Source organism: Paenibacillus sp. PL91, from assembly GCF_012935325.2.
Taxonomy (GTDB): domain Bacteria; phylum Bacillota; class Bacilli; order Paenibacillales; family Paenibacillaceae; genus Pristimantibacillus.
Genome location: NZ_JABBYG020000010.1, coordinates 236,322 through 261,565, shown reverse-complemented (window position 1 = coordinate 261,565; position 25,244 = coordinate 236,322). Strand labels below are relative to the sequence as shown.

Below are 25,244 nucleotides of genomic sequence, written 5' to 3'. Positions count from 1 at the left end.
TCTTGTTTGTTTGCAAAAAAAAGAGCCTGGTCCCGGGGGACCAGGCTCGCGGTTTAAGGCTGCTGGTTATCGATGCGATACAGGAGAACTGCCGCTTCCGCACGCGTCAGGCTGCCCTGCGGCTTCAGCTTGCCGCTGTCGCCTTGGAGGAGCTTTGCTTCTACTAGTGCAATCAAGCTATTGCGCGCATAAGCCGAAATTTGTCCATGATCGGCAAAGCCTTCAAGCGCTGCATCAGTTCCCGCTTTAAGCTCTGCTTTCACCAAACGAAGTGCGCGATCAATCAATACGGCTGCTTCTTCTCTTGTAATCGTCGATTCCGGGAGGAACTGATTACTGCCCGCTCCGGTTGCAATGCCAAGCGCTTTGGCGATGCCGACAGACTCGTAATAATAGCTGCCTACAAGTACATCGCTAAAGTTTCCGTCTAATGAAGCATGCAATCCAAGACTCTCAACGAGAAGCTTCAGAAAATCAGCACGCTTAATTGAGGCGCCCGGACGGAACGCAGCATCCGAAGTACCGCGAATGACACCTTTGGCGGCCAATACTTCAATCGCCTGTTTCGCCCAAGGAACGCTGTTCAAATCGCCGAATGATTTTTGCACATGCGCTACCGCATATTGACTGAAATGTGTCGTCCGGAACACCATTTGGCTGCTTGCTTCATTAAATTTACCGTTCGTGACAGGAACCACTTGCCCATTCGCGTCGATATACCAGACCGTTAACCGTTCAATATCTGCGGCTTCTCCTGCTGCCGGCGTATACGGAAGCGCTACAGTTACCTGCGACCCGTTATTTTGCCATGAAACGATGCGTCCTTCCGATTGAACGTACAAATCTACTGCCGGTCGATTGCCGATCTGCTCCTTCAATTGTTCGCTCCAGCCGCTTCTGTCTGCCGGGCTAATGTGGAAGATAATCGTCGAGCCCAAGCTCTTCAAATCAGGAGCGAGCATATCGCTTGAAAGCGTAATCGTCCCGACAGGCGTAACAAGCTCTATCGTTTTATCCACATTCGCCTGTGTTACATAGCTAGTTGGGAGCTCAACCGCATAGCCGTTCGATCCGTTTGCTGCGGTTAGCTTGATCGAAGCTTTCTTCACGCCGTCTTGATCTGCTTTCGCTTGATCGAACGCCTTATCCAACAGCTCCTTATTGATTGAAGCCTTCGCTATTTTCGTAGCGGCATCAAGCACCGGAGCGCTGTCCAGTTGGACGGAGCCATCCGCTCTGAGCGTAACGCTCGGCGTGTTGGAGTTTCCTGAATTCGAATTTCCAGGATTCGGATTCGGGTCTGGATCTGGCCCCGGATTCGGCTGCTCAGTAAGCTTAGCCAATCTTGCCGCTAGGCCCGTTTTCACCGAACCGGCAGGCAGCAGGCTTACGAAATTCGCTGCTGCGTCGATCCGCGTCACATCTTTATGCCGTTCCGCCTCGGTAACTGCAGTCTCAGCCGACTGCTTAAGCAGATCAGCATAATCGGTGCTTAGCAAATGCAAATCTCCAAATTGAGTCGCATCCTTGCTTGTACCGACGCCCTGGTTATACTCGATAAAGCCGGAGCGACCCGCTCCATCGTTCTCGTTCACAAGCAGCGTGAGTCCGATAACATCCGCTGGATTAAACGCGAGATGGCTTCCATGCAGCTCGGAGAATGGAATGGCAAGCTCATATTTCGTTTGCTTTGTGTCCTCGTCGCGGGTAATATTTGCAGTTACATGGCTTAGCGCTCCTGCAGCGACACCAGTCGGCGCTCGCCACCTCCATTTGGACACCGATCCTTGGCTGTTCAAAGCAAAGCCAAGCTCATTGACGTTCTCGCTGGCCGAGCCGTCTTTTCTCGATAAATCGATGCCGAGCTGTAGGCTGTCGCCCTGCCAAATGTCGCCGTTCGTCCAAGTCTGGTGATGCGTATTATCTTGTACATTTACGGTTACATACAGCTGCTCATCATCCCATTGCACATTTGAAATCGCGCTTAGATCGCTCGGACCGCCCCAGCTCCCGCCAACGCTGGAATAATGGCCTTCGCTCGCTATTTCAATAAACGGCTTCATCCCGGATTCCGAATCGATGCGCGCAGCGAATGATTGCGCAAGCTTAACCGAGGTCATGTACGTATAACCGTTTTCTAACGTCACTTTGTACTTAAGTGCATCGCTTGCAAGGAACGGGAGCTGGATATCCAAGCTTTCGCCCAGTCCGATATTCTCAAAGCGAATCGGAGCAAGAAGGTTTTTATAGGCTTCAGGCTCCATGACTTCCATTTTCCCGTTTATCGGGTCCGATTCCGTTACATTCGTCAGCGTCAGCTTCATCTGCGTATCCGACGGCTCGCCCTCCTCGAAGCTGCCTTTGGCAAGCTCAAGTGAAACAGGCACCAAATTGGTTCCCGAAACCTTCGTTACTGCCTCGTTCGTGAGCTGCATGCCGCCATTGAATAGATTGTTAGTTACGATCAGCTTTTCAATATCCGGTCCTGCATAAATATGATTCGTACGCGGCTGCTGGAAGTAGGAATTGTACAGCGTAATGTTGCCGCCTACCGCATTGATGCCGCGCTCGCCTACTTTGGTGAAGTTGCCTTGTTGAATGCGCACGTCGCCTCCGAAAATATCAAAGGAGCGTGTCGTATCTCCCCACATCGAAGTATTAAAAAACGTTGCTTTCGATGCAAACTGCTCGCTTACGAGCACATACACCTTATCCGAGGAGCTCATTGACACCAGCTCAGTATTAATGAACGATAAGCCGGCAGGGCCTGCGCTGTCGAGCACTGCTCCCTTTTTGCTGCCATCTGTGCCATGTCCGATAATGACCGCTTCAGGCCCCTTGCCGTTTTGCTCCTCAAAATGGATGCCGTATTTGGAGCCGTAAACGAACGTATTGAAGATCGTCTCGTTTTTCACGTCGCCGATGCGGAACGCATCCAGGTTTTCCTTCTGATAGGTCCACACCTTATCAAAGTCCTCGCCTGTAGCCGGGTGATTCGGGTAATTATTTCTGCCGTAGTAATGCGGATTGAACTGCACGTTCCGCATAAAGCCGCCGTCCGCGCCGCCGCCGAGGAAGATCCCTTCCATGAGCGGTGAGCCCGCCACGTAATCGATGTAATGTCCGCTCGTGTTATGCGTTCCGAAGTCAACGCCCTTATATGGATTGATCAGTGTCGTATCGATCAAATAAACGCCGCTTCCCTTGCCTTGAACCGTCCATGCATAAGGCTTCACGACATTCCAGCTCTGTTCGTCGTAATATACCGACAAGCCTCTAATGCCGGCATCCGCCTCAAGCGAAATGAACGGTGTGCCGTCCGGGTCATTCTCGCCGTAGTTCGTAAAAATGACCGTACCGTTGCCGATCGTATGATGCGGAACATCCCATGAGCCGCGCAGCTCGACGCCGCTTGGTATCGTAAGCGCCTGCTCCACAAGATAAGCGCCGGCTGGCAAATATACGGTGCCTCCTCCTGCTGCTGCCGCATCGTTTAGCGCTTGCTGAATAATGGCGGAAGCCTCTACCTGTCCGTTGTTATCTGCCGAATAAGGCGCTTCTGCTACATTAAACAACTGACTGGTCGCTGGCTTAGGCAGTGTCACCATGTCCACATCCGTTACGACAGGAAGCTGCTCCAGCGCGTATCTGGCATCCTGATGCACGTTCAGCTCCGCCGAGCTGCTTTGATCATCGATCTGAAGCACGCCTTGATAGCCGGAATTGATGGCATTTACGCTTGCAGCGTTATTTTCGAGCAAAATATGATGATCTTCCTTGGCAAAGGTCGATTGTCCCAAAATAATCGAGCCGCTGCTCGCAGCGATCGCATAACCGCCGGCCTGCTCGTTCCAGTTATCGAAGCTGCTGTTCTCGAAGGAGAGCACGCCGCTTCCTTCATTGACCACGGCATGATGCGGATTGCCGCCAATCGCTACTTTATTAAATTGCACAATCGAACGGAAGCCCTGCGTTGCATAGACCGCTTTTGGCTCCGCGCCTACATCCGCCTTAAAGCTGCTGTCGGAAATCAGTAAGCCAAAATCATTGACGCCTTCGATCTTCAGCGCCACGTTGCAATTTTCAATGATCATTTTATAAAGCTGGGCATTGGCCGTTTCAAGGCTGCCCGTTCTTGTCGTAATCCGCATTCCCGTCTTAAAGCCGGAAATATGAATATCCGACATGTACTCCCAGTCCGAGCGGCCCATCACGATTCCCTCGGCATGCGTCGTCATGTAATCGAATAAAGCCGATTGCTGTGGCGCGCCGGCTAGACCGGAGCCAGCCCAATACGCCGGCGACAAATGGATTTGCTCCAATCTGCCGATGTCAGTCGTGAAATCAAGGAAGATGCCTGTTTTCAATACCGTTCCATAAAGATTGTCTACATAGTGGAGCTCGTTCCACACAGGACCAATCTTAATTCCGTTATAAACGTTGACTAGCGTTACATTCTTTATCGTCGCACTATCTCCTGAGAGCTGCTCCAGAGTCCAAGGATATGCGACCGGCGAGCTTAACGATTGCTCTGGATACCAGATGGACAGATTCGTCACGCCGCTCACAGGCGCCATCTGAATAAAGCTTGCTTCATTCTCATCGCCCTTGCCGGCATAAACCGCAAGAATCGTCCCTTTTGTCTCGCCGTTCACCGTCTCGGGATTTGCCCAGTCGCCTCGCAGCGTCACGCCTGTCGGTATGATGAGATGGCTCGTTAGCTTGTAGGTACCGACTGGCGCGAAGACGACTCCGCCGCCATTGTTGCCCGCCGCAGCAAGCGCATCTTGGAACGCCTGCGTATCGTCAGCTATGCCGTCGCCCACAGCGCCAAAATCCGTGACGCTCATATCCGCAATGACAACATCGGTCGTAGGATAAACGGTATCGTACACTTTTGTCTCCGAGGATACGATGCGCTGCGGCAGCTTTTTCACTGTAACCGAAGCGACATGAAGCTCAGGATTAGTGCCTAATGCTCCCGGACCAGTCACATGCAGCCTGAAGTCGCCATTGTTGTTCCGATTGGCAAATTTCGCGTCGCCGAGCTTGAACGTATGCGTCTTCCATGTATTTGTATTTCTATAGCTAAACTCAGGAGCATCCTTGAACTCCGCGGACCGGGCATCATATTGAAGCTTCATGCTGCCGCTGCCGCTATCGAAATATTCAACAGTGACATAGACATCCTGATCTGCGTTATCGAACAAATAATCATCGTCTACATCGAAATAAAAGTACAAAATATTAGCGCCATGATCGGTGCTGCTAATGGACTGGTTCGTTTTCCAATAGCTTTTGCCGGCGACTGTTCCGGTTTGCAAATGGACGGCACTTCCATCCCCTGGCTTCGCCGTTATTCCGCTCGGCACAGGCGTCTCGCCGAGCGCGATGCTAACCTGCTCATTTCCCACCACTTTTGGCGTCTTCTTGACCGTCACCTTAGCCAGCTTCAAATCCGCGTTTGCCTCCGCACTCGCGCCATTGCCCTCAATGCCTAACCGAAAATCGGCGCCATTTGTGCTGTTTCCGAATTTGGCATCGCTCAGCAAATACGTATACGACTTCCATTGCTGCGAATGGCCATATTCGAATAATGGGGCATCCTTGAAGGCAGCGGTGGCGGCATCATACTGCAGCACGAGCTTTCCGCTTCCCTCGTCAAAATAATCGACCGTCACTTCAACGTTATAATCGGTATTATTATTTAAATAGCTGTCATCCACGTTCATATAAAAATAATAAGTTCCGCTTGCTTTGTCCGTCTGCCAGTAAGTGCTGCCAGCGACTGTACCGGTATGGAGCCCATCCGGATTGTCTCCTGCTCTCGCGGTTATGCCATTTGCAATCGGCTCGGCTCCAAGTGTAATGTCCACACTCTCTGAAGCCGCCGCCGCATAGGCAGGCGTCAAGCCAAATGCCGAAATAAATAGAAGCAGGACGAGCATTTGCGCTGTTCTTATCCTTGCCTTCAACCACATTCTGTTCGTGATCACAATCATACCTCCAGTACTTTTTTAGTTGCTATTTTTAGGCTGAAAATAAGCCCGCTTACCGAGTTTAGGAAATGTATTCGCTTTCATTGCATTTAAAAAGAGAAGCCTCCCTTATTTAAACATCAGGTCGGCTTCTCAAGTGGTGTGTGTATTATTTTTTGGCTGCAAGGAATTCATCGATTTGTCTTTGCGTTTCAGCGATGATGACATCAAGGCCGTTTTTCTTTTGAGTGGCGATATAGTCCGCTACCGCTTTCTCCACATCTTTTACGACGCCAAACTCAATCGGTCTATTCAGCTCATCGCTTGCGGTATCGCGTTTAGCAATTTCGTTTTTCATGTTGTCCTCCGCGATGAACAAGCCGTCAATCGGAGAGTTTACATTGTTAGGCTTGCTTGCGAATTCAGCTTCCTTCAACCAGAAGTCTTTTCCGTATGTCATCGTCGGACGCATGAATTGCGGCTTCCAGAATGCCCATTGGCCGCCCCACTCCATGTAGTTGCTCGTCGTCGTTTCCATGCCTTCCGGATATTCGGCCGTTTCCCCGTTCAATACATAGGTTTTCCCTTCGATTCCGTATTGCACAAGGTCATACAGCGTTTTGTCGGTTTCCATCATGTCGAGGAAACGAAGGACGCGCTCCGGGTTTTTGGAGTTGCGGTTGATCGCAACGACGTTGGCAAGAGCGGTACGGTTAACGAAACGCTTATCCGGGTAAAGCTCGGCAGATTCCATCTTAAACGAAGGATCGGAGAAGCCTGGGTTTGCGCTTACCCATTCATGCGACGTTACAGTAAACAGCTTTTTGCCGTTTCTCCACTCAGCCGCTTCATCCGATTTATCGATCATGGCGTCTCTGTTGATGAGATTATCGTCATACCAGACCTTTGCGAGCTTTGCCGCTTCGAGATAGAAAGGCTGCTGCTCCACCGCTTGTACCGTAATTTTATCGTCGCTCAAATAGAAGCCGAGACCGTGGAAGTTAAGGTCTACCCACTCATCGCGAATCATAATAAGCGAAACGGGCGGCGTACGGGAAATTCTTTCGTTTGGATACGCTTTTTTGAGCTCGCGCAGCAATCTGTCGACATCCTCAATCGTCTTGATGGAGCCCGCAGGGATATCAAGGCCAGCTTTCTCAACAAGGTCGGAGCGCCAGCCGGTAAACTTGCGTTCGTTCATTTTCATCGTCCAAGGAAGCCCTACAATGTTGCCGTTCACCGTTGCAGCTGCAAGCGTTCCCTGCTCTTCGTATTTCTTGTGCAGATTCGGCGCGTACTCCGGCAGCAAATCGTTCAGCGCCATATAGGAGCCCTTCGCGGCCATTTGCTTGTACGACAGCCAATCGCCGTCGAAGTTCATATCCCAGTTATCGCCGGAAGCGGCCATAACGAGCATTTTTTCTTTAAAATCGCCAAACGGAATAAAGTTGATATCGAACTTCACGTTAAGCCCTTTAGCCTTCACGTATTCGCTGACCTTGGACCAAACCTCGTCCGTAGCCGCCTTCTTATCCCCGCCAAAATAAAACTTGAGCGTGACCTCGTCCTCCTGCTTCTCCCCGGGCGCATTGGAAGGCGCATTTGTCGTCCCATTGCTTGGGGCATTTCCGTTGTTTGAGCTGCAAGCTGCCAAAATAACGCTATACAGCATAATGGCGGCAATAAGCAGCGGCAGTTTTGTTTTTCTTTTTTTCATCTGAACCTCTCCCCTTAGCATGTGATTTATATACTACACGGCTGAAGCCGACATAGTCATCCTTTTACGGCGCCAACCATCAAACCTTTTACGAAAAATCGTTGAACGAATGGGTACAAGAAAATGATTGGGCCGATCGTAACGACGGTCAGCGCCATCTTGATCGATTCCGAAGGAATCTGCGCCGATATGCGCTGCATGGCTGACGCGTTGCTGGAGCTCTTCAAAAATTCCACATTGGATATGAGCGTTCGCAGCAGCAGCTGGAGCGGTTGAAGCTCCTGTTTATCGACGAACATGAGGCCAAGAAACCAGTCATTCCAGTAGCTTAACGCTACGAACAAACCTACCGTGGCAAGCACGGGCAACGAAAGCGGCGCAATGAGGCGGTAAAAGATTTTGAAATCGCCTGCGCCGTCCATTTTCGCCGATTCATTCATGTCCTCGGGTATGGATAACATAAAGTTTCGGATGAGGAACATATTGAAGGCATTAGCCAGCATCGGTAAAATAAGCGCCCAAAGTGTGTCCTTTAGGTCCAAATATCTGACGCAAATGATGTACCAAGGCACGAGTCCGCCATTGAACAGCATCGTAATAATAACGTAGACAGACAAAATATTCCGGTATTTAAACGACCGTCTCGCCATGACGTATGCGCCCATGCTTGTTACGAACAGGGAAAGGACCGTACCTGCGATTGTAACGAACAGGCTGACGCCATAAGCATCAATGATGCGGTTGGAGCCGAGAAACAGGATGCGATAGGAGTCAAAGGTAATGCTTTTGGGCCATAGCGTGTATCCATAATCCATAATGTCCTTCTCCGAGCTCAGCGAGCCCGAAATAACCATAATGAACGGAAACAGGCAGGACAAGCTGAACAGGGAGATGGCTACAATGATGATAAACTGTGAGATCGAGAACTTTTTTGCAAGCATATGAATGATCCTCCCTTGATGTAAAATGACATGATTAGAAAATCGCCGAATCCTTGTCTATTTTGCGAGCTGCATAATTGCTGCCGATAATGAGCACGAATGCAATGATCGATTGCAGGAAGCCCGCGGCGGACGCCATGCCGATATCCCCCGATTTGCGCAGGCTGCGATAAACGAACGTATCGATAACGTCTGTCGTCGGAAACAAAAGTGAAGCATCTCCAACCATCGCGTAGAACATCCCAAAATCCGCATTCATAATTCTTCCTACCGCCAGCAGCGTTAAAATGATGATCGTTGGCCTCAGCATCGGTATGCTGATGAACCGGATTTGCTGCCACCTTGTGGCGCCGTCGATCGAAGCCGCTTCGTAATACGAATTATCAATAGACGTGAGAGCCGCCAAATAAATGATCGTTCCATAGCCCGTAACCTTCCAGCGTACCGCGATGGTTAATATAAGCGGCCATAAGCCTGCCTCGCTATAAAAATCGATCGGCTGCATGCCAAATGACTCTAGTACTCGATTGATCGCACCGCTCTCAAAATTCATCAGATTGTATGCGAATACGCCAACGACAATCCATGAGATAAAGAAAGGCAAAAACGTAAGCGACTGCGTAACCCTCTTAAAATATTTGTTCCTAATCTCATTAAGTAGCAAGGCAAAGCCAACCTCGAACAAAAGCCCTACTATAATGAACAGCGCATTCAGCAGGATCGTGTTTCGAATAGCCCGGTATGCGGTGGAGGACGAGAACAAATACTCGAAGTTGTTCAGCAGCGGGTCCATCCAATCGCTCCCAAAGATACCTTTGGCGAAGTCAAAGTCCTTGAAGGCAATGACTAACCCTGCGAGCGGCAAGTAGTTAAAGAGAAAAAGGAGCGTCGCTACGGGCAGGAACATGAGCAGCAACGTGCGATTTCTAAGCAATTCCCGAATGACTCCATTTGATTTCATATCGATTTCCCTTCCCCATGTGTGATACTTTTATTCTAAAGGAGCCTATCTGGGCTTACTATGAGCCATTCTTATACTTTGTGGTTTAGGTTTATCCTCCTCGATGCTGGCTTGTCCTTGCAGGGGAATAAGAGGCTGGCTCGCAGGTCAACTAGCCTGTGCGCAGCCCCTGCGATAGAGCGGTGCCTCGATTTGCATGTGGTGGCGCGGAATGCGCTGGGCAATAAGTCTAGTTTCTAGACTTATTTCTGTGAATGAGGCTGGTTTGGGGAGAATAGATCTAGTTTCTAGATCTATTTTTTTGGAAGTGGGTGCTGCGATCGCTATATTGAGGGGCTAGAGCCGCAATAAGTCTAGTTTCTAGACTTATTTCTGCATATGAGGCTGGTTTGGGGAGAATAGATCTAGTTTCTAGCTCTATTTTCTGGAAATGGGTGCTGCGATCGCTATATTGAGGGGCTAGAGCCGCAATAAGTCTAGTTTCTAGACTTATTTCTGCGTATGTGGCTGGTTTGGGGAGAATAGATCTAGTTTCTAGATCTATTCCTAATAGCATAATGACCAGAACAAATCGTTGGTTAGTGGAGGTGGGCGGTACTTTCAATGTTCTAAGCATAATTCGGTTTGCAGCATGCTCCTCCTAAAAGGAACGAATGATAGCCGTTACCTCTTGCTGCAAAATAATAGGCCGTCATCAAGGTCGATCAACCTTGCTAGACAGCCTATCCGACTTATAAGATTATCGCTTCCATTTCTTCCGCAATTCCATCGTCTTTTTGTTCCATGCTTCCGTCTCCGGAATAATCCGGTTGATGTCATCACCTTGGAAGACGATATCATTGATGACGTTGATCCAATTATATTCTGAGAAGCCGGGGATTGTAGCGCCTGGCAGCACGAGTCCGTTATCCTTGGTCATCTTGACCGCCTCTATGTTTTTCCCCTGCCACAAGGGAACCTGATCGATATATTCCGTCAGCTCCGGCTCAATGACGGAAGCGTTGGCGCCCTTCTCGATCTTCCACTTTTGCGCCTCCGTCTCGAATTGGAAGCTAATCCATTTGTAAGCCTCCTCCTTATGCTTCGAGCCGCTTAGCAGCGCGAGCGGCCCATAAATATGGAAGGAGAATTGGTTGACCTTGCCTCTAGGAAAAGGAAGGATATCCCATTCAAACTTCGCTTCCTTCTGCAGCCTCGGAAGCAGCCAGTCCCCGCCGATTTCAAATGCGGTTTTGCCGTTGATGAACTGTCTTACCACATCGCCTTGCTCTGCAGCTTTATCCCAAGACAGCATGGAGCCGTCCTTCGTGACGAACTCCGACAGCCATCGCACGTCCTCCATCACAGCTGGCGTACTTAACAGGCTTTGCGTCAATCGCTCATTTAAATAAGCTAGATTCGGAGCATGTCCATCAGCTGCCGCTTTCATCGGGAGCAGGCGCATTACGAAGTCGCTGCTCGTAGTCAGGCCGTATTCCCCTGCCGCAGGGTCCGTCACACGCCTTGCGATTTCACGAAAATCATCGAAGCTCCAATTATTCGGCGGCATATCTACGCCATGCTTGGCAAGCAAATCCTTGTTTACGACTATCCACATCGGTACGTCAACGAACGGCACCGCAAGCCTGCGGCCATTATAAGCCATCGTATCGAAGTATCCGTCAGGCAGCACCTTTTCTTGAAAGGATGCATCGGCATTCATATACGGCTTCAAATTTTCGAGCAAGCCGCTTTGCTCGAAGCGGAGCAGGTCACCGACGACCCACGTCAGGTCGGCGGGCGTTCCGGCTGCTTCAAGCTCTATTATTTTGGCCATAATGCCGTCATCACCGCCTACAATTGGGATAGGCTCAATCGTAATCCAAGGATATCTCGCATTAAATTTGTCATAAAGCTCTTGGTAGGTTTCATCAGCCCATGTGAGCAGCTTCAGCGTGACGGGAGCTTTGGGCGGCTCCAGCCCTTTGTTCGCTTTGCGAATTTCCTTTGCCGCATCTCCGCCACCCATGCCATTAAACGAGCAAGCAGTAAAAACGAGCATAAACATCAGGAGTATACTTATAACAAATGTGTTTGTACGTTTGTTTTTCAAGGTTATGCCTCCTTAGATACTCACGCTTCACCCATTCCCGATCGAATCCATATCCTGGCCTTCCTTCAGAATAGGATGCCTTAACGTAATCTTCGTGCCGATAGCTGGCCCTGTTGCAATATGAAGCTTGTATGCGTCGCCAAAATAAAGCTTAAGCCTATCGTTCACATTGCGAAGCCCTACTCCTCTGCGCGTATGGGAGAACTGGACGCTTGGCTCCTCCTCCTTCTCCAGCTGCTCCAGAACCGAAGCCGGAATGCCTTTGCCATTATCCGCGATATCGATTACGAGATCGTCGCCTTCTCTTCTTGCCGTTATCATGATTTTGCCTTTCTCGAAGTTGTCCCGCACGCTGTGCTGGATCGCGTTTTCCACAAGCGGCTGCAGCAGAAGCCGTAAAAACGGCAAATCCATCGTCGCTTCCTCGCATGCATACAAGATGCGGACAACCTTCCCCATCCTCGCTTGTTCAATTAACACATAAGCTTTGACCTGCTCGATCTCGCGGCGCAGCGTCGTAATCTCTTTGCCTTGATTCAAACTGAGCCTCAGCAGGTTGCCTAGTGCCGACACCATCTCGCTAATATCGCTGCGGCCATGATTTTCCGCCTTCCACCTGATCGACTCCAACGTATTGTATAAAAAATGCGGATTTATCTGATGGCTAAGCACTTGAAACTCGAGCGCCTTTTTGTTCCTCTCCGAGCGTGCCGCTTCCTTAATCAACCCTTCTATTCGCTGAACCAGGCTGCCGACTCCTCTATAAAGCCATCCAACCTCATCCTTTCGTGACGACCAAGGCAGCAAATAATGCAGGTTGTCCGCTTCCAGTCTTCTCATGATTCGAACCAGATGAGCGATGGGCTGCGTGTAATAAGCGGTAATATAAAAGACGACGCTAATACAGCAAACAAGATATACGATCAGAAAGATAACGAGCATGCGGTTAATCTCATCAATCGTCCCCGTCAGCTCGTGAAGGGGAGTCAGGCTTACGATTGTCCATGGATGGTTAGCCATCCTTATATAGGTAGCCAAATAGGTTTCCCCTTCAATCGCAATCGATTTGGAGCCTTCATCGCCGGTGTTCATATATGAGATGAATGATGCTGACGGAAACGGCTTCCCGGTCCATTCATTAACCGAGGAATCGTAATGTACGATCCCTTTCTCATTTATAAGCAGCAGCTTCTGATCCTTTAGTTGGTCGGATGGCGAGAAATAGCGCTTCAAATAATCCTCAGACAGATCCGTAGCGATGATTCCTCTCAGTTTTTGGTCGTACAGTCCCGAAAAACGTTTGACATAAGAGAGCAGCGGCTTTGCATATTTGCCTTGCTGCGGCATGGTCAAATACCAGGTCGGGCTAACCGTAGCCTTAGAGCGCTGGAACCAATACTGATCGCCTATGCGCACCGATTCATCAATCGTCCTCATGTATGAAGGGTAATCCGTCGGTACAATCGGATAAACCTTAACCCGGAAAGCATCAATGGCTGGAGTCGCATGATAAAGCACCGTCAGCAGATTGACTGTAAACGCTTCTTCTTCGGCTTGATCCCGTGGTTCTTTTTCAAGCAAATCCTGAAGCGCTTTATTGCCGATCACTTCATTCACCTGTTCGTTTAATTTATTGAGATAAATTTCGAAGTTTTTTCTCGCCTGGAGAAGATAGCTCATGGACATCGTCGTATTCGTATTGGAAATGCCCTCAATCGATTTGATATGCGCGTAATACGCAAACAGCAGAAACGGAACGATTATGATCATAAAAAAAATGAGAATCATCCGATTGCGGAAGGATGAGGCCAACCGAAAGGAGACTTTATTCATCTGCATGTACCTTCCTTCCACTATGCTGCCTCCTGTTCGAAGGTAGACTTGTCCTCGATTTTATACGCATTACCGTTCATGCTGCAAGATGCAATTTCCTCTCTCTTAGGAGCATCTTTATGCCTGCTCGCTCTTTCGCCCCAAAGCGATAATAATTCCCCTTAAAGTTTGTGATTCCCTCATTGTGACCGAGCCGCGGATTCATTAGACTATACCCGTAATACCTAACCTTTCAAGGAAAAGAGGAACAAGAATGACTGCATCGAAAAGGGTGGTACATGTCATTTCCCACACCCATTGGGATAGAGAATGGTACATGCCTTACGAGGCCCATCATGTGAAGCTTATTGAAACGATGGACACGCTGCTGGATACGTTCGAGGCCGATCCTGATTTCCGCAGCTTTTATTTGGATGGGCAAACGATTATTTTGGACGATTATTTGCAGGTATACCCGGAGAAGCGCGATCAAATCCAAAAGCTTTGCGATGAGGGCAAGCTGTCTCTAGGCCCTTGGTATATTTTGCAGGACGAATTTCTGACGAGCAGCGAGGCTAACGTTAGAAACTTGCAAATCGGGCATCGGGATGCGGCAAAATTTGGACCGATCTCGAAGCTTGGCTATTTTCCCGATTCATTTGGCAATATGGGCCAAGCCGCGCAGCTTCTGAGACAAGCGGGCATTGACACCGCCGTCTTCGGAAGGGGGGTCAAGGCAACCGGCTTTAACAACCGGGTAGAGGATTCCTCCGGCCTTGAATCACCCTTCTCCGAGCTGATCTGGCAGGCGCCGGACGGCTCAAGCGTTCTCGGCATCCTCTTCGCCAACTGGTACAACAACGGCATGGAAATTCCCGTTGATCCGCAGAAAGCGAAGCCTTACTGGGAGCATCGGCTGGCGCGAGCGATGCATTATGCCTCAACCTCTCAGCTTCTGCTCATGAACGGCTGCGATCATCAGCCCATTCAGACGAATCTCTCCGAAGCGCTTCGCGTTGCCAGGGAGCTCTTCCCGGATTTCGAGTTCGTCCACTCTAGCTTTGACGACTATATCAAGGCCGTTCAGTCAGAGCAGCCACCAAGCTTAAGCCTGACGCGCGGCGAGCTTCGCGGCCAGCAGACGGATGGCTGGTATTCCTTAGTCAATACCGCTTCCGCACGCGTCTATATCAAGCAGCTGAATCAGCGGAATCAGACGCTGCTGGAGAAAGTAGCTGAGCCGATCTCTGCCATCGCGCATCAGCTAGGCAAGCCTTACCCTCACGGGCTTTTTCAATATGCTTGGAAAACGTTAATGCAAAACCATCCGCATGACAGCATTTGCGGCTGCAGCGTCGACGAGGTCTATCATGAGATGCAAACACGGTTTGCCAAAAGCATGGAGGTTGGCAAAGCGCTAACGAACGAAAGCGCCAAATTCATAAGCACAAAAATGAATACGAGCCATTTTGCAGCATTTGGCGAGTCAGCAGCGCCTTTTGTTGTCTTTAATACTAGCGGCTACGAGGGGTCTTCTGTCCTAACCGTTGAAATTGAATGGTCTCACCGCTTCTTCGATCAAAGCGAAAATCCGGTTGCGGTAGCCGAGCTCGTTAAGGAGCGAACGCATGCCGACGGATATTTGGTTAACGCGGACGGAGATAGAATCGCTTTCACCGTTCAAGATTTGGGCGTGCGCTTCGGCTATGAATTGCCAAACGATAAATTCCGGCAGCCCTATATGGCACGTGCGCTCAGCATAACCTTCGAGACGGGAACGCTGCCTTCCATGGGCTATAGCTCCTTCGCATGGATTCCGAGCAAAAATGAAAGCAAGCCCGCAAACGATACACGCGAGTCCCTATTGGCTGGCAAGGCGACGCTCGAAAATCGCCATCTCAGACTGACGGTAGAGGAAGACGGAAGCTATGTTGTTTATGACAAGCATAGCAGGCAGCTTTTTCTTGACCTCGGCCATTACGAGAACGTCGGCGATATCGGCAACGAATATATTTTCAAGCAGCCAGCCGGCGACCTGCCGATTACGACAAAGGGGAGCAAAGCCGAAATTCGGGTTGTTGAGGATACGCCCTACCGGGCAGCTATCGAAATCGTACATTGTCTATCTATACCAGCACGGGCGGACGACCTGCTCGCGGAAGAAGTCCGGACGATGGTCGAGTTCCGGCAGCGGAAGGCCGGCAGATCCGATTTGCTTGCTCCGCTGGTCATCGTGACCCGCGTCAGCCTTGAGCGAGAAGGCAAAGGCGTGCATGTTCATGCGCGTATTGAAAATCAGTCCATGGATCACAGGCTTCGCGTATTGCTCCCATCGGATATTCTTGCAACGACACATTTTGCCGACTCGATCTTTGAGGTTGCCGAGCGCCAAAACGTACCGTCCAAGGAATGGGAAAATCCGAGCAACTGCCAGCATATGCAAGCCTTTATCGACGTTCACGCCGATCAAAGAGGCTTAACCGTTGCAGGCAAAGGCTTAAATGAGTACGAGGTGCTCCAAGACGGAAGAAACACGATCGCGTTAACGCTGCTTCGCGCAGTCGGCGAGCTTGGCGACTGGGGCGTATTCCATACGCCGGACGCGCAGTGCCTTGGCGCTAATGAAGCCGAATGGATGATCATCCCTTATGGCGACGAAGCGGACCGCTTTCATGCTTACCGAGAAGCGTACCGGTTCCCCATTCCGCTGACTGCGATCGGTACGGGCTTGCATGATGGCGAGCTCGCAGCTGCCCATGATTTTCTCAAGTGGAACGGCGATCAGCTTGCCTTCTCCAGCTTGAAGATCAACGAGGCAAGAGGCGACAGCATGGCCCGGTGGTACAATATGGCTGGATCAGAAACGAGATTGGCTGTTCAGCCAAATGCAGCTTCCCACGCCTATGTTAGCACCATTATGGAAGACGCAGGCTCCGAGCTGATCAACGATACGGTTCAAGTAGAAGGCTATAAAATTGTAACCATTGGCTTACCCGCAGCATCGGAATAAGCGTTTCATATTACAGGCTTCAACGTTTGACGCAAAAGAGGCAGCTTCATAAGGTCATGCCATTTCCCCTTAGAGTCTGCCTCTTGCTGTCAACTTGAACGCCGCTGCTCCTATTTGTATGCTCCCGCAAGGATTATTCGTCCGCGATGCCTCTTTGCCGCCTATATTCCTTTGGCGTGCAGCCCACTTGTTTTTTGAATAGCTTGGAGAAATGAACCGGGTCCTTATAACCAACCTGATATGAAATTTGGTACACCTTGTACTGAATGTCTCCCAGCATTTCCTTCGCCTTCTCAATGCGTATTTCCGTCAAATATTCCAAAAAGGTTTTCCGCTTCTCTTTCTTGAACAGCTTGCTCAGCCACACGGGCGTCACATGAACGGCCATCGCGACGCTTTGCAGCGTCAGGCTCTCGGCATAATCGCGGTGCAATATTTTCTCCGCCTCACATACAATTTGGCTTGGCGTTGCGGATAGCTTGCGAAAGTCGGAAGCTATCGCTTGCAGAAATATTTCCGTCTGCACACGCAGCGACTGCAGCGTATCGTATTGCTCCAGCTGCTCCCATACCGCTATCGGATTGCTGCCCCAATTTTTATTCGGGATGCCGGCTGCAGCCGCTCTTCGAAATACTTCAAACAGCCATTCGAATATTTTCTGCTGGATATCCCGCAATTGACTCAGCCGCCAAGCTTGAACCATCTCCACAAATCGATCCATCGCCGCCGTTATCTCATCATCTGATCCATACTTAACGAGGTCCAGCACCTCCTCGGGCTCGCCAAGCGACAGGTCTCCACCATCGCCTTCATAATAAAGCCCCTGCTCCGTAAATAATCGATTGCCGCCATAAACCGCCTTCTGCTCCAATACATTTATCGCTTCCGCATACATGTCATGGAGATGCTCAAACGTGCAAGGTGTCGTTCGCATGCCTGCGCTCGCCTTCACCTTCACGAAATCATTGATTCGCTGCAAGCATAGCTGTGCCATGCCCCGGCTAAGCTCCGCATGCTCTGGGCGCGAGCAGCTTAATAGGACGACCCAGCGGTTGCTGCTGTCTGTGCAAAGCGCGAAGGGGTACGGGTATTCCTCCTCCAGTGTTTGATTTACGACATTTCCGATTCCAAACAGCACCAGCTCCTTCTCCTTGGCGTGGCGATTCTCAATTGCTTTCAGATCATCAGCCTCAACGACTACAAGCGTCAATTGCTGGCTCGCGATCCATTCCAAATGGAGCGTCTGCAGGCGATGGCGTCTCCTCGCTTCTCGGTAGGGACCGTATTCCTGCTCCACCATCTCTCTGAGCAGCTCCTCGCGCATTTTCGGTATCGCGAACTTCACCTGATTAATCAGCTGCTGTTCATTATGCAGATCCATTCTTTTCTTATGGATATGGTCCATCGTTTTGCCAACGATTTGGTCCAGCTCCTCCAAATTGATCGGCTTGAGAATATAGTCCAGTACACCGATTTGCATCGCCTGCTTGACCAGCTCAAAATCATCATAGCCGCTGACAACAATCGCCTCCGGCTTATAATCCTCCACAGCACGCAAGGAACGGAGAAATTCAAGACCGGACATCCGGTTCATTTTAATATCGGTAACGATTAGATCTGGCCGTTTATCCAGCGCGAGCATCAAGGCTGTATCCCCATCATCGGCGACCAGCACTTCCTCGATGCCAAAAGCTTCCCAAGGAAAGCGGTTACGCAAACCTTCGCGGATTTCGAATTCATCGTCCACAATTAGCGCACGCAGCATCCTCTCACCTTACCCCTCTTGCATTTTCATTAACCTTGCTCATCTAGCTGTTGCTTACCTCCATACTACCTGACTGTATTTTGGATTGCACGGGGGTAAAAGCAAACTTTATGGGGTTGTTTTAAATAAATGGGCATAAAAGAAAACCACCCTGCGATGGTTAGTCGGAGGGTGGTTAAGAAATCAAACATGGAATAGATCTGAAACGCAGTAAAATCCAGCAGGCAATGCATATCCGCTATTCATTCAGCAATACATCAATAACCTTCTTCGCTTCTAATGCAGATACGGATTCCTTATCTTGCCATGCGTATGTTATTAGTGCTTTCCATAACGCCCAGCCTCTTGCCCTGCTTTCCGTTTCGGTGTCAAGGCCCGTAGATTGAAGAAACGCTCCCCTGCTCTTGTCATCAAAAAATGTCCATGCCATGGTTAATTCGGCTGCAGGATCGCCAACAGCCATTATGCCAAAGTCTATAACGGCTGATAACTTGCCGTTCTTTACAAGAAGATTTCCTGGAGCAATGTCACCATGAATCCAAACAGGCTTTTTTGTCCATTCCGATGCTATTGCTTGATGCCATATTTTTAGACACTTTTCTGTATCTGCTAAACCACCCAGCGTTTCAAGGGCTGATAAAGTCTGATCGTTGTACACTGTCAGAGGGCAACCTCTAAAATAGTTATGCTCACCACCTGCAGGACCGTCCTTTGCGTCGATACTTTGAAGCTCCTTCATAAACATAGAAAGCTCAACGGCAAATTCATTCATATCTGAGATATTGTCATGCCTTAAGGTTTCTCCCTCAATCCAGCTATTAACGGACCAGAAAAACGGGTAGTCTTCGTCCGGCTTTCCTTTTGCTAAAGGAACAGGAATAGGCAGCGAAAGATGAGGTTTGAGCTTTGGCAGCCAGTAAGCTTCTTTCTCAGCCTGCGGAGCGTGACCTTCGTCTCTTGGCAGCCTCACGCTCATCTCATCGCCTAAATGAAAGGTAAAGTTGTCATAACCGCCTTTTTCAACAGGCTTGACCGGTAAGTCTGCCCATTGAGGAAATTGCTTTTTAATTAATCTACGTACTAAATCGGCATTTATTATATACATTTATTTTCCTCGCTTTTGAAATTGATGGGAACCGTTCAGCTATAAAGCAGGCTTACCTCTATTTATTTCCTTGATCATCCATTGGGCAAATGAAACAAACTCCAGTTCTCCCGCCTTCTCATCGTTCGTTTGTCCATTGCACATCTGCCGCAAGCGTTCAAAAAGGTCGTGAATTGTTGTTTGAATATTTACAATGGTCTTTTCTTCGTAAGCTTCAGCCTCGCGCTTTAGCAGCTTCGATACGACATTATTCCGCAAATCGCCGCTCAGCTCTCTTTTGACGACAACAAGAAGGTCGACGTCACTCGTCTCCGGGTTGAAGCAGTGCATGGCTAATGATCCATGTAAGTATACGCCTACCAAATGATCATCTAGCTGCTTCGCAAACAAAGCAACAACCCGCTCCAAAAATGCTTTAATATTCATTCGCGATCACCTACCACTCCGTTCCACAAAATCTTCTCTAACCTGAATTCTTCAATTATGCAGCCTATTTGCATTCAGAATGAATTTAAAGCAATATCAATAAACATTAAGTCTATTTCTTTTTAAGATATGAAAAGATCAAGATCCAAAGAATGCAGCCAAGTAGAATTTGGACGCCTTACAAATTGCAGTTTTACCTATTCAATATGGGGGAAAAGGCAGCCTGTCTTGGCTGCCTTTTCCAGACAAATATAACTGTGTAAACTACTCCTTGCCAGACTGGGGTTTATTCCAAGCCTCTTCATTCAGTTCGTTGTTAATGCCCACACCGGCCAATGAACCCAACGAAGCGGCTATAATCGCTTGATGAAGCTGCGATGCTGCATCACCGGCACTATAGATGCCCGGAACGTTCGTTTTCCCGAAATGATCGACGATGACAGTCCCCGTTTCTGTGATCTCGCAGCCTATTTGTTGCGGCAGGTCTGATCCGGTAACTAGCTTTGGCCTGAAAAATAGGCCATTGCATGAGATCTTTGTACTGTCCTCCAGAACGACATCCTGCACCATGCCCTCGTTAGATTCTATCGAAAAGATCGGTGAGTCAAATATAGAAACGTTATGCTGATTCAGTTCCTCACGCTGTGCGTCCGTCAATTCATCAGGTCCATTGGTACAGATTGTTAAATGATTCGTCCATCCAGAAATCATTTTGGCCATGTGCAGTGCATCTGCTCCCTTGACTATTAGGACAAGCGGCTGCTCTCTTAATTCCCAGCCATCACAATACGGGCAAATAAAGGCGCTTTTACCATATACATCTGCCAGTCCCTTAATATCCAACGGAAGGTCCTTCATTCCTATTGCAAAAAGCACCTTCTTGCTTCGATAGCTCTTTCCTTGTGAAGTCGTAATTTGAAAATCACCATCGGTTCCCGTAATCGATACGGCAGTATCCTCCTCAAAATAAACGGATGGATATGAACTAATTTCTTCCTTCGCAATTCGCCTAAATTCACTTGGACTTATATGATCTCTAGTAAGAAAGCCGTGAGTATGGCGAGTAACCCCATTTCGTGGACGCCCTTCATCAATAACTACCACATTTTTTCTTGCCCTGCCTAACACTAGAGCAGCATTTAAGCCTGCTGGCCCTCCTCCGATAATAGCACAATCGTGAGTCATCTTCATTCTCCCTTTCACATTTCAATTTATATTAGAGATATAATAGACTCATTATATCTTTAATAACTCTAAAAAAAGGACGGATCATTACTCCGTCTTGAATAATACTGCCAAATCCGCTATTTTTTTGTCTTCCAAAAACTGCTCCATCTGACGTTCAGCATCTATAACAACCTGCTGAATAAGACATTCGCTTCCGTGATTCAGGCTGCATTCGAACAAGGAAGCAGTCCCTTCGATCGCACGAATGACATCAAGAAAGGAGACATCTTCCTGCGTCCGTTTAAGACGGTATCCACCATTTGCGCCTGGCGAGGATTGAATCAATCCGGCCTTGACAAGCTTGGTCATCATCTTGGACAGATAGGTCTGCGAAACGCCAAGCTTCTCAGCAAGCAATTGTATGCCAACAGGCTTATCAGGCGCCGCCGTTACCAGATAGAGCATCGCATGAAGCGCATAATCGGTCGCCTGGGAATATTTCATTCAGCACCTCCATTAACGACTTTATGAATCCATAATAACTGCAATCGATCTTAAAGGCAAGTTTTTTTGGCATCACCATATCATTATCCTTGACCCTTGCTCACAAACCTAACTTCCGTCCGCCTGCTCAGCAGCTCAGTGATCCCCCTAGCGATGATTTGAACTCCTTCCTCTATGAGAGCCTCTTCCACCTGAGAAATACTGAGACGTATCACGTTATCCTTGGAAAATTCGGGGATATACATGCGCTCTGCATGGTCTACCCATACACGTTGCTGCTTCAGATAATCAGCCAGCTGCTTAGCCTTAAGCGGCAAAGGCAATTCAATAGTGGAATAGAACCCGGATAACGAACCCGAGTAGGTGACAGCTGCAGGCAGCCACGTTTTGTAAGCTTGCTGTAATAAGACGGCCTTCTTGCTATAAAGCTGCCTCATACGATCGATATGCGCTTTGAACATTCCACTCTGGAGGTATATCTCAAGCGCTCCTTGCGTAAGCATCGGCGTATGCACGTCCGCAGCAAACTTGGCTCGTAGAAAAGCTTCCCGCAACTCGTCAGGGAGCACCGCTAGACCGAGTCGGAGGCCGGGAAGCATAACTTTCGAGAAGCTTTTCACATAGATCACTCTACCAGAAGGATCGTAAACAAACATCGGATCGGCCTTTGCGTTTGAGTCGAGGTCGCCCATATAGTCGTCTTCCAAGATGTACACATCATATTGCTGCGCCAGTTCGACGATCCTTCTCCTCTCCTCATTCGTATGGCTGTAACCGGTCGGGTTGTGAAATCGGGAGACCATGTAGAACAGCTTGATGTCATGATGCTTGAACAGCTCTTCCAATTGCTTTAGGTCAATACCCTTTTTCCCTACTTCAATTCCATATGCCTCCCTTCCATGTTGTCGAATGGATTCAATAAACCCGGCATGTGTGGGTTGTTCGAGACATATATTACGCTTGCCATTGGGAAAAGGCAGAGATACAAGCAAATGCAGAGCTTGCTGCGAGCCGGATACCACATAGATTCGGTCGGGTACGGTGAACACCTGTAACCCTTGCAAATGCCTGGCCAGCTGGACTCGCAACGAATATAGTCCTTGAACATCCGAATACGTGAACATCTCTTCTTTGTATCGTTCAATGGCCTGATTGATACAGTGCTGAAAGTCGCGATAGGGCATAGCCTGTCGATCAGGTCCGGCTGAGAGAAAATCAATGTCCACCTGCGTTTCCTCTAATTTTTCCCGTCCTCGGTATCCCTCAATGACATAATAACCGCTTTGCGGCACGGAATAGATGATATGCCTCTTCTCTAATTCGACATAAGCCTTAATCACCGTGTTCTTGCTGCAAGCGAAGTCTTGGGATAAATTTCGGATTGAAGGCAGTTTGTTCCCCGGCTTCAATAAGCCTCGCTCAATGCGCTGCATCATCTCATCCACAATCTCTTCATATAGCATCCTAGTTACCCCCTTTCACTCCGAACTGTAAGGGTACAGTTCATGAATAACACCATTTTGAAATCATACAAATACCCGTATACTCAACAGGACGAAGCCCATTTCGTCGGAGTCTATTTGGACCATTATGCTGATGTTGGAGGAGGAATACAAGATGAAAAAAGTCGCAGTTATCGTTTTGCTGTTTTTTGCCCTGCTTCTAACAAGTGCAGACCCCCTTAGCAGTATCGTGAGCTCGGCTGACGCTAATTCCAGTGACAAAGCACTTCATGTAGAGGAACTATTCCATGGTGTTTCTGGCACTACCGTAATCAAAAACCTGAAGACGAATAAGATCTACACCTACAACCTTAAGAGGAGCAATCAACGCTTCACGCCTGAGTCCTCTTTCAAAGTAGCGAATGCATTAATTGGCTTAGAAGAGCATGCCCTTGAGGATGAGTACGAAGTAAAACGCTGGGATGGGGTCGTCCGGGAGTTTGACGTCTGGAATCGGGATCATACGCTAGGTTCTGCCATGAGGCATTCCGCCATCTGGTATTACCAAGCGCTAGCTCGGGATATCGGTCTCGTACGGATGCAGGCCAACCTGAGTCGGATCCAATATGGCAATCAAGACATTAGCGGCGGGATTGATAAGTTCTGGTTGAACAGCAGCTTAACCATCTCCGCACAAGAGCAAGCCCAATTCATGGAGAAGCTTGTAGAAGAATCTCTACCGTTCCAAGAGCAAACTATGAAAACAGTCAAACGACTTATGATCGATAACGAACAGGACGACTACACGATTCATGGAAAAACGGGTACGAGGTTGTCCGATCTAGGACTCGGCTGGTATGTGGGTTATGTGGAAACCGATAAGGTTGCATGGGTATTTGCCACGAACGTGGACGGCAGCGGCACCGCCGCCAAAACCATTACACTCGAATGTCTGGAGCAATTAAACATTTTATGAGTTCTTTCTTTCAAGTCATATATACTCGATTACAGAAATGGATGGAAGAATCCAGGCATGAGCGCGAACAAAAAAACAAAAAAAAAGGAATCCAGAGTACTAACATCTGGATTCCGCTTTCATTACATTTTCAATCCTTGTCTTCTGTTCTACTCTTATGATTGAGGCGGCCATACGATTGTCCCGCGGCGGTCGATAAATCCACTCACATAGTAGGGGGATTCTGAACTGGGCAAATAAACCTCCGCCAGATCACCGGAGAAGGAATTGGCCCATTCGAACTGTGACTTGATAACGAAGGTGCCAGACTTATTGATATATCCATAGGTTTGCCCTCTGCTTGCAGGAGCCAAACCGCCCGAGAACGTTCCTCCAGCCGTAAGATTTTGAATGGTCTTCTCGCCCTTCTTGTTGATGTAGAAAGATACCCCATTGCGTTCGACGAATGCCAGACCTTCCGAGAAAGGCTGCGCCATAGTTAACTCAGGAGGCAGAATGTATTTACCCGTCTTGTCGATGTATCCGTATTTGCCGTTCAGCATCACAGCGGCCGCTCCATCGGAGAATAGATACACATAGTCGAATCCGGGAGAGATGACGAACTTGCCGGAAGGATCGATAAATCCGTATTTTCCACCTACTGTCAGGCTGGCAGCCGCCAACCCTTCGGAGAAATCGGAAGTTTTGCTGAAACGATACGGTATGACCAGCTCGCCCTTCGTATTGATATAACCGGAAGCTTTCCCCTGATTGACTCGCGCCAAGCCTTCGGAAAAATTATAAGCTGTGTTGTAGATCGGCTGAATGACAACCTTCCCTTTACTGTCGATATATCCGAACCTTGTCACGGTGGTGCTGTCGGCTGCCTGAACTTTTGCCATATACAACGCTAACCCATCATACAGAACCCCACAGTTCCTCTGCGTACACACGAGCTGCTGTTCTCCCATGAAGCTGAAGTAAATCTGCTTCTTGACAACGCGGTCTTCCTCTTGGACCGAGCCTCTAGGCTGGAAAGAATATCCGAGGCTATCGTAGATCGGCTCGATCACCATCTCGCCTTTGCTGTTAATGAATCCGTATTTGCCCTTGTCCTCGATAGGATACAGATTAACATTCTCCATCACCTCTACAGCCGCCTCTGCGGCTAACGCTACCTTCACCTGGCCTTGCCCCAACCTGGCAAGTACGAACACCATTACCGCCAATCCGGCGATTGCAGCGATCTTTTTAAGCAACAAGCTCACGCTCCCTCACTAGTTGTATCCATTATTTAGTATAGACGACAGCTCAACCTGTTTTGTTGTGAGACCTTTATACTTGATCTACATCGAATGTTTCAAAGAAA

Annotated in this window: 15 protein-coding genes; 2 read left to right on the top strand and 13 right to left on the bottom strand. The window is 48.9% G+C overall.

The window, feature by feature from the left end:
- Positions 1 to 53 precede the first annotated feature (53 nt).
- From HI950_RS22620 to HI950_RS22595, 6 genes are all read right to left on the bottom strand, one after another.
- Complete coding sequence (locus tag HI950_RS22620) at positions 54 to 5,996, bottom strand: glycosyl hydrolase family 28-related protein (protein WP_169082600.1); 5,943 nt, start codon at positions 5,994 to 5,996, stop codon at positions 54 to 56.
- A gap of 151 nt (positions 5,997 to 6,147) precedes the next feature.
- The gene (locus tag HI950_RS22615; RefSeq protein ID WP_169082601.1) at positions 6,148 to 7,695 is read right to left on the bottom strand and encodes an extracellular solute-binding protein; all 1,548 of its coding nucleotides are present in this window, start codon (positions 7,693 to 7,695) and stop codon (positions 6,148 to 6,150) included.
- A gap of 56 nt (positions 7,696 to 7,751) precedes the next feature.
- The gene (locus HI950_RS22610) at positions 7,752 to 8,636 is read right to left on the bottom strand and encodes a carbohydrate ABC transporter permease (RefSeq protein WP_169082602.1); all 885 of its coding nucleotides are present in this window, start codon (positions 8,634 to 8,636) and stop codon (positions 7,752 to 7,754) included.
- A 34-nt stretch (positions 8,637 to 8,670) separates the two neighbouring features.
- Positions 8,671 to 9,597, bottom strand: a complete 927-nt coding sequence (locus HI950_RS22605; RefSeq protein WP_169082603.1) for an ABC transporter permease — start codon at positions 9,595 to 9,597, stop codon at positions 8,671 to 8,673.
- Between the two features lie 739 nt (positions 9,598 to 10,336).
- The gene (locus tag HI950_RS22600; protein WP_169082604.1) at positions 10,337 to 11,689 is read right to left on the bottom strand and encodes an ABC transporter substrate-binding protein; all 1,353 of its coding nucleotides are present in this window, start codon (positions 11,687 to 11,689) and stop codon (positions 10,337 to 10,339) included.
- A gap of 27 nt (positions 11,690 to 11,716) precedes the next feature.
- Positions 11,717 to 13,543 carry a sensor histidine kinase gene (locus HI950_RS22595; protein ID WP_317618428.1) on the bottom strand — a complete coding sequence of 609 codons (1,827 nt, stop codon included), beginning with the start codon at positions 13,541 to 13,543 and terminating at the stop codon, positions 11,717 to 11,719.
- Positions 13,544 to 13,775: 232 nt separating this feature from the next.
- On the opposite strand from HI950_RS22595, the gene HI950_RS22590 reads away from it, so the two are divergent.
- On the top strand, positions 13,776 to 16,511 hold the full coding sequence (locus HI950_RS22590; protein WP_169082605.1) for an alpha-mannosidase: 2,736 nt from the start codon (positions 13,776 to 13,778) through the stop codon (positions 16,509 to 16,511).
- 133 nt (positions 16,512 to 16,644) lie between these two features.
- Here HI950_RS22590 and HI950_RS22585 read toward each other — a convergent pair whose 3' ends face one another.
- The 6 genes from HI950_RS22585 to HI950_RS22560 all read right to left on the bottom strand — a co-directional run bounded on the left by HI950_RS22585 (position 16,645) and on the right by HI950_RS22560 (position 22,941).
- Positions 16,645 to 18,276, bottom strand: a complete 1,632-nt coding sequence (locus HI950_RS22585) for a response regulator transcription factor (RefSeq protein WP_169082606.1) — start codon at positions 18,274 to 18,276, stop codon at positions 16,645 to 16,647.
- Positions 18,277 to 18,514: 238 nt separating this feature from the next.
- A complete protein-coding gene (locus HI950_RS22580; RefSeq protein WP_169082607.1) occupies positions 18,515 to 19,381 on the bottom strand; it encodes an aminoglycoside phosphotransferase family protein in 867 nt (288 codons plus the stop codon).
- A 39-nt stretch (positions 19,382 to 19,420) separates the two neighbouring features.
- Positions 19,421 to 19,807, bottom strand: coding sequence for a nucleotidyltransferase domain-containing protein (locus tag HI950_RS22575; protein ID WP_169082608.1), 387 nt, complete (start codon positions 19,805 to 19,807; stop codon positions 19,421 to 19,423).
- 264 nt (positions 19,808 to 20,071) lie between these two features.
- The gene (locus tag HI950_RS22570) at positions 20,072 to 20,998 is read right to left on the bottom strand and encodes an NAD(P)/FAD-dependent oxidoreductase (protein ID WP_169082609.1); all 927 of its coding nucleotides are present in this window, start codon (positions 20,996 to 20,998) and stop codon (positions 20,072 to 20,074) included.
- 81 nt (positions 20,999 to 21,079) lie between these two features.
- On the bottom strand, positions 21,080 to 21,478 hold the full coding sequence (locus HI950_RS22565) for an RrF2 family transcriptional regulator (protein WP_169082610.1): 399 nt from the start codon (positions 21,476 to 21,478) through the stop codon (positions 21,080 to 21,082).
- Positions 21,479 to 21,561: 83 nt separating this feature from the next.
- Positions 21,562 to 22,941, bottom strand: a complete 1,380-nt coding sequence (locus HI950_RS22560) for an aminotransferase-like domain-containing protein (protein ID WP_169082611.1) — start codon at positions 22,939 to 22,941, stop codon at positions 21,562 to 21,564.
- A 154-nt stretch (positions 22,942 to 23,095) separates the two neighbouring features.
- Between HI950_RS22560 and blaOXA the strand changes: the two genes are divergently transcribed.
- Positions 23,096 to 23,896: a class D beta-lactamase gene (gene blaOXA / locus HI950_RS22555; RefSeq protein WP_169082612.1), complete on the top strand. Its 801-nt coding sequence runs from the start codon at positions 23,096 to 23,098 to the stop codon at positions 23,894 to 23,896.
- A gap of 155 nt (positions 23,897 to 24,051) precedes the next feature.
- Here blaOXA and HI950_RS22550 read toward each other — a convergent pair whose 3' ends face one another.
- The gene (locus HI950_RS22550) at positions 24,052 to 25,137 is read right to left on the bottom strand and encodes a WG repeat-containing protein (RefSeq protein ID WP_187768147.1); all 1,086 of its coding nucleotides are present in this window, start codon (positions 25,135 to 25,137) and stop codon (positions 24,052 to 24,054) included.
- Positions 25,138 to 25,244: the final 107 nt, after the last annotated feature.

Coding starts and splice junctions, on each gene's coding strand:
- HI950_RS22560 (WP_169082611.1), bottom strand. CDS start 22,941: ATGCTATATGAAGAGATTGTGGATGAGATGATGCAGCGCATTGAGCGA.
- HI950_RS22575 (WP_169082608.1), bottom strand. CDS start 19,807: ATGAATATTAAAGCATTTTTGGAGCGGGTTGTTGCTTTGTTTGCGAAG.
- HI950_RS22570 (WP_169082609.1), bottom strand. CDS start 20,998: ATGAAGATGACTCACGATTGTGCTATTATCGGAGGAGGGCCAGCAGGC.
- HI950_RS22590 (WP_169082605.1), top strand. CDS start 13,776: ATGACTGCATCGAAAAGGGTGGTACATGTCATTTCCCACACCCATTGG.
- HI950_RS22580 (WP_169082607.1), bottom strand. CDS start 19,381: ATGTATATAATAAATGCCGATTTAGTACGTAGATTAATTAAAAAGCAA.
- HI950_RS22605 (WP_169082603.1), bottom strand. CDS start 9,597: ATGAAATCAAATGGAGTCATTCGGGAATTGCTTAGAAATCGCACGTTG.
- HI950_RS22585 (WP_169082606.1), bottom strand. CDS start 18,276: ATGCTGCGTGCGCTAATTGTGGACGATGAATTCGAAATCCGCGAAGGT.
- HI950_RS22615 (WP_169082601.1), bottom strand. CDS start 7,695: ATGAAAAAAAGAAAAACAAAACTGCCGCTGCTTATTGCCGCCATTATG.
- HI950_RS22610 (WP_169082602.1), bottom strand. CDS start 8,636: ATGCTTGCAAAAAAGTTCTCGATCTCACAGTTTATCATCATTGTAGCC.
- HI950_RS22565 (WP_169082610.1), bottom strand. CDS start 21,478: ATGAAATATTCCCAGGCGACCGATTATGCGCTTCATGCGATGCTCTAT.
- blaOXA (WP_169082612.1), top strand. CDS start 23,096: ATGAAAAAAGTCGCAGTTATCGTTTTGCTGTTTTTTGCCCTGCTTCTA.